Genomic DNA, 4,415 nt, shown 5'->3' on the forward strand with positions numbered 1-4,415 from the left:
GTCATCGAGCGCGATCCGCAAGCTGGCGAAGGGGTGAGCCCGGCCGCCCGGCCATGTCGCTTTTATCGCTTCCTTTGCCCGTTTCATGGGCAATCCTGAGCAGGCATGTCGATTCCCAGGAAAAACCGCAGCGAAGCCGAGCAGGGCGCCGAGCCCACGCCGCTGATCGCGATTGCCAGCGTCATCGTGTCGATGGCGCTGATTGCCGTCGGCAACGGGCTGATGTTTGCTTATATCCCGGTCCGGCTTGGCGCAGAGGGTTTCGATCCGACCTGGGCCGGGCTGATCATCACCGGGCTTTCGGCCGGCGGGCTCGCCGGCTGCATCTTGACCGGACCGCTGGTGCGAAGGGTCGGCCATGCCCGCGCCTTCATGGTGCTGTCGGCGCTGATCGCGCTGGCCAACGCCGCTGTCGGCGCCGGGGTCCTTCCGCTGCTGTGGATAGCCGCCCGCGCGCTCTACGGCTTTGCCATATGCGGCCTGTTCATCGTCGCGCAGAGCTGGCTGAACGATGCCGTTGCCAACGCCATCCGCGGCCGGGTGATGGCTTTCTTCTACGTTGCCTATGTCGCCGGGCTCGGCGTCGGCTACGCGACGCTAGCGCTGGTCGATATCAGGACAGCGGATGCGCCGCTGATCGGCATCGTCTTCACCGCGCTGTCGATCCTCCCTGTCGGGATGACCAAACTTGCCCAGCCGCCGGCGCCGCAGGCGGCCTCGGTGGCGCTGCGCCGTGCCTGGCGGGTTTCACCGGTCGGCGTCGCCGGCATGCTTGCCGTCGGCGGCCTGTCGATGTCGATTGCTGGCTTCGCACCGATCCACGCCACGGCCAAGGGCTACAGCCAGGCCGACGTGGCGCTGCTGCTTTCGGCGATGCCTCTCGGCACGCTGATCCTGCAGATCCCGCTTGGTTGGATTTCCGACCGAACCGACCGCCGCTATGTGCTGATCGCCGCATCCGCGCTCGCCATGGTCGCCGGCCTGTTTGCACTCGGGTTCGATGGCGGCGCGCTGGCCGCGTTGGTTGTGATCTACATCGTGTGGGACGGCGCTTCGGAATCGATCTATTCGCTGGCCAGTGCGCACGCCGCCGACCGCGCCGGCAAGGACGACATGGTGGCGCTGTCCAGTTCGCTTTTGTTTGCCTGGTCGCTGTCGGGCTTCGTCGTGCCCGGCATCGTGACGGCGCTGTCGGCCGTCTTCGGAACGCAGGCTTTCATCTATGTGGCTGTTCTCATCGCCGCAGCCTTCTGCCTGTTCGTGCTTTTGCGTGTGTTCACGACGCGTGCGGTCCCGGTCGGCGAAACCGGCAGTTTCGCACCGATGACGGCGCAGGCGCCGTTGCCGGTCGAACTCGCCTTCGCACCGGACGATGAGGGCCGGCACTGAGCCACCCGACTATTGTCGACGGGCTTCCGGCGACGGGGCTTCCGGTGGCGGCAGCGGGATCGATATGCCTTCGCTATCGAATTCCTGCTTGGCGCGCTTGGTGAGATCGGTCTGGGTGGCGAAGAAGTCCGCCGACGATGTCCAGTAGCGCAAGGCAATCGAAACGGTGCTATCGCCCAATGTCGCGACGAAAGCGATCGGTGCCGGCTCACGCTTGACCCGCCGTTCGGCGGCGGCAATGGCAAGCAATGTCTTTTGAGCGCGGTCGATGTCGTTCCAGGAGCCGATGCTCAGCGTGATGTCGCTGCGGCGCACCCCGTTGCGCGAAAAGTTGCGCACCGGCTGGTTCCACAGCGTCGAGTTGGGCGCCAATATGTAGACCCCGTCGGCCGTCCTGAGCTTGGTTGCGAACAGGCCGATCTCCTCGATCGTACCGGCAATCGAACCGACCTCGACGGACTCGCCGATGCGAAACGGCCGCAGTGCCAGAAGCATGATGCCGGCCGCGATGTTCTGCAGCGTGCCTTGCAACGCCAGGCCGATGGCGAGGCCAATGGCACCGATCGCGGCAATGATCGAGGCCGTCTGCACGCCGAACTGGCCGAGCACCATGATGGTGACGAGGATCAGGATGGCATAGCGGACGATCTTGGAGAAGAAATGCCGCAACGTCGCGTCGAAACCATGGATATGGCCGAGACCGGCGAAGATCGAACGTTCGGCAAGGCCGGCGACGATATAACCGACGATCAAGAGGATAACGGCACCGATGGCCGAGAAGGAGTAGGAAACAATCAGCGTGCTCAGTTGGGCGAGGCCAGCCTGGACGCTGAGGAAGGCGTTTTGCGGGTCGATCGGCATGGGGGAAATCCGGTTGGTCGGTGAGCCGATAACCCATGCCGACGGCGAGGGTTCCGATCTTTTCCGGTGTGCGGCGGAACCACAGGAGCGACAATACGTTCGTGCGAGGCAGGGTCCCGTCTTGAAACTGTCAGGGAACTCTGCCTATCTAAGTGGTGTCACCTGCTTCAAGGGGTGATTTGGTTGTTCTTGCTGCGAAAGGAAATACACTGAGAACAGCACTGCGGAAGAAGGCCGATATCATGCCTTCGCCGGCCAGGATCAGCGTAGACGACGCCGTGTCCCGCGCCATCAAGACAGTCCTTGCCAGTCTGGAAGACTCCAAGGCCGAAAATATTGTCTCCATCGACATCCAGGGGAAATCGAGCCTCGGCGACTATATGGTCGTCGCTTCGGGCCGATCGCACCGTCATGTCGCGGCTGTCGCCGATCATCTTCTCAAAGCGATCAAGGATGCCGGTCTCGGCACCGCGCGCGTCGAGGGGCTGTCCGGCGCCGACTGGGTCCTGATCGATTCTGGCGACATCATCGTCCATGTCTTCCGCCCCGAAGTCCGCGAATTCTACAATCTCGAAAAGATGTGGCAGGCGCCGGACCTCGAGGAAGAAACGCTCCACTAAGTCGTTCGCGCGGCTTACAAGGCAAGGATGAAGATATCAGTTCATGCCGTGGGCCGGATGAAAGCCGGCCCCGAGAAGCTGCTGGCCGACCGCTATTTCGAGCGCTTCGCCAAGAGCGGCCCGGCGGTGGGGCTTGAATTTGGCGGCATTGCCGAAATAGCCGAGGGGCGCGGCCAGACTGCCAACGAGCGCCGGCGTGAGGAAGGCCAGAAACTGCAGACGCAGTTGCAGCCCGGCACCGCCCTGATCCTGCTCGACGAACGCGGCAAAAGCTTTTCCTCGGAAGATTTCGCCGGGCGCCTCGGCCTGTTGCGTGACGGTGGCCGCAAGGCGCTGATCATCGCCATCGGCGGCGCCGACGGCCACGATCAGTCGCTGCGCGACCAGGCCGAACTGGTGATGTCGTTCGGATTGCTGACATGGCCGCATCAACTGGTGCGCGTGATGCTGGGAGAGCAGCTTTATCGTGTGGCCACTATCCTTTCGGGACATCCCTACCATCGCTCGTAAGCCGGTGAATTGGTGCGACACACCCGGATTTCCGCCCCAATGCCAACGTAACATTGCATCGAGTGGGCGGTTTCGAACATGGTTGATTGTTCGTTAACGAAGCCACGCATAGAGTCGGGCTTCAATGTCTGAAGACAGAAAATCAAGAACGGGCTCATGGCGCGCGCGCTGCGGAATCGCGGCGGCGGTGCTTGTGCTGTCGCTGCATGCGGGGCGGGCGGAAAACACGCTCGACCTGGCTCCCGATCCGGACCAGAGCCGGGCCGAATATGAACGGGTCTCGAAGGAGATCACGCTGTCGTCGGAACGATTGGCCAAGCTCTCCGCCGACATCGCGACGATCAAGAAGGATCACGCCTCGATCACCGCCGCATTGATCCAGTCGGCGATGACCGAGCAGAAGCTCGGCCAGGACATCGAGGACATCGGCGCCAGGCTGGAAGGGTTGAAGGGCCAGGAACAGAAGATCCGCGCCTCGCTGATGGCGCGGCGCGACGTTCTGGCCGAAGTGCTGGGCGCGCTGCAGCGCATGGGCCTCAACCCGCCGCCGGCGATCCTGGTCAAGCCCGAGGACGCGCTGTCGTCGGTGCGCAGCGCCATCCTGCTCGGCGCGGTGGTGCCGGAACTGCGCCAGCAGACCGATAGCCTGCTTGCCGATCTCAAGGAACAGACCAGGATTACGGCGTCGATCGAGGCCGAACGGGCGCGGCTGACGGCGGCGGTCGGCGACCAGACGGCGGAAAAGAAGCGGCTCGGCATGCTGCTGGAGGCCAAGCAGAAGCTCGAAGCCGACACGCAAACGCAAATGGCCGCGGAAAAGCAGCGATCCGAAGCGCTGGCGGCCAAGGCCGGCAGCCTGAAAGAGTTGATCGCCTCGCTCGAAGCGCAGGCCGACAAGAGCCGCAAGGCCGCCGATGCCGCCAAGGCCGCTGAGCAGAAGACGGCGGATGGCGACAAGACATCCGCGCCGGCGGAACTGGCGTCGCTGCCCGTTCCGGAAAGCAACCAACTTGCCGCCGCGGTGCCCTTTTCGGC

5 protein-coding genes are annotated in these 4,415 nt (G+C 63.7%); 4 read left to right on the forward strand and 1 reads right to left on the reverse strand.

Features of this window, described 5'->3' with window-relative positions; all coding sequences use genetic code 11:
- The first annotated feature begins 105 nt into the window (after positions 1-105).
- The gene (locus ENZ75_RS22625) at positions 106-1,389 is read left to right on the forward strand and encodes an MFS transporter (protein WP_013529071.1); all 1,284 of its coding nucleotides are present in this window, start codon (positions 106-108) and stop codon (positions 1,387-1,389) included.
- Between the two features lie 9 nt (positions 1,390-1,398).
- Here the strand turns inward: ENZ75_RS22625 and ENZ75_RS22630 are convergent, their stop codons facing one another.
- Positions 1,399-2,250, reverse strand: a complete 852-nt coding sequence (locus ENZ75_RS22630; protein ID WP_013529072.1) for a mechanosensitive ion channel domain-containing protein — start codon at positions 2,248-2,250, stop codon at positions 1,399-1,401.
- 242 nt (positions 2,251-2,492) lie between these two features.
- On the opposite strand from ENZ75_RS22630, the gene rsfS reads away from it, so the two are divergent.
- The 3 genes from rsfS to ENZ75_RS22645 form a co-directional block, all read left to right on the forward strand.
- Positions 2,493-2,870, forward strand: coding sequence for a ribosome silencing factor (gene rsfS, locus ENZ75_RS22635; protein WP_013529073.1), 378 nt, complete (start codon positions 2,493-2,495; stop codon positions 2,868-2,870).
- A 27-nt stretch (positions 2,871-2,897) separates the two neighbouring features.
- The gene (gene rlmH / locus ENZ75_RS22640; protein ID WP_013529074.1) at positions 2,898-3,380 is read left to right on the forward strand and encodes a 23S rRNA (pseudouridine(1915)-N(3))-methyltransferase RlmH; all 483 of its coding nucleotides are present in this window, start codon (positions 2,898-2,900) and stop codon (positions 3,378-3,380) included.
- A 124-nt stretch (positions 3,381-3,504) separates the two neighbouring features.
- Positions 3,505-4,415: hypothetical protein (locus ENZ75_RS22645; RefSeq protein WP_128278326.1), on the forward strand; the 911-nt coding region annotated here is incomplete at its 3' end.

The sequence above is a fragment of the Mesorhizobium sp. M7A.F.Ca.CA.002.04.1.1 genome, from assembly GCF_004022805.1.
GTDB lineage: Bacteria > Pseudomonadota > Alphaproteobacteria > Rhizobiales > Rhizobiaceae > Mesorhizobium > Mesorhizobium ciceri.

Coding starts and splice junctions, on each gene's coding strand:
- ENZ75_RS22625 (WP_013529071.1), top strand. CDS start 106: ATGTCGATTCCCAGGAAAAACCGCAGCGAAGCCGAGCAGGGCGCCGAG.
- ENZ75_RS22630 (WP_013529072.1), bottom strand. CDS start 2,250: ATGCCGATCGACCCGCAAAACGCCTTCCTCAGCGTCCAGGCTGGCCTC.
- rsfS (WP_013529073.1), top strand. CDS start 2,493: ATGCCTTCGCCGGCCAGGATCAGCGTAGACGACGCCGTGTCCCGCGCC.
- rlmH (WP_013529074.1), top strand. CDS start 2,898: ATGAAGATATCAGTTCATGCCGTGGGCCGGATGAAAGCCGGCCCCGAG.